The organism is Cupriavidus sp. 01L46 (assembly GCF_056399905.1).
In genome coordinates this window covers 1-459 of the sequence record NZ_JBFTSF010000723.1, presented here as the reverse complement: position 1 = coordinate 459, position 459 = coordinate 1, and the positions used below count along the sequence as shown (strand labels likewise).

At 66.9% G+C, this 459-nt stretch carries 1 protein-coding gene; it reads right to left on the bottom strand.

All coding sequences use genetic code 11. The features are described from left to right. The coding region (locus tag AC1DS3_RS39500) for a hypothetical protein (RefSeq protein WP_477129483.1) at positions 1-459 on the bottom strand (459 nt) is incomplete at both ends.

Genomic DNA, 459 nt, shown 5'->3' with positions numbered 1-459 from the left:
GGTGCAGGGACACATCGATCGCATTGCCGGCACTGTCGCGCATCGTGCCACCATTGGCCTGCAAGGCGGTCACGGTGATGCCGTTGGCGTCATTCTGGCCAGCCGCAACGATATAGCGGAAGGTCAGCGCGGTGGTCCCGCTCCCGGACACGTAATCGGCGTAGACGGTCTGGCCACCGACATCGAGCGCCAGGCGCGGCGTGCCCCGGGTGGTATCGATCACCGTGTTCTCGGACAGGCTCACCGTGAAATCAAGCACCTTGCCAGCGTTGTAGTCGCCACCGGCCGGCGCGCTCACGCCGAGCACCACCGGGGCGGTGTGATCGACCACGTAGCGCTGGCCGGCCAGGCCGCCGGCAATGGCGTTGCCTGCCACATCGGTAATGCCGGTGCCGCTGGCCTTCAGGTCCAGGCCCAGCTGGCCGTCGCCGGTCACGTTGTTCACCACCACGCTATAGG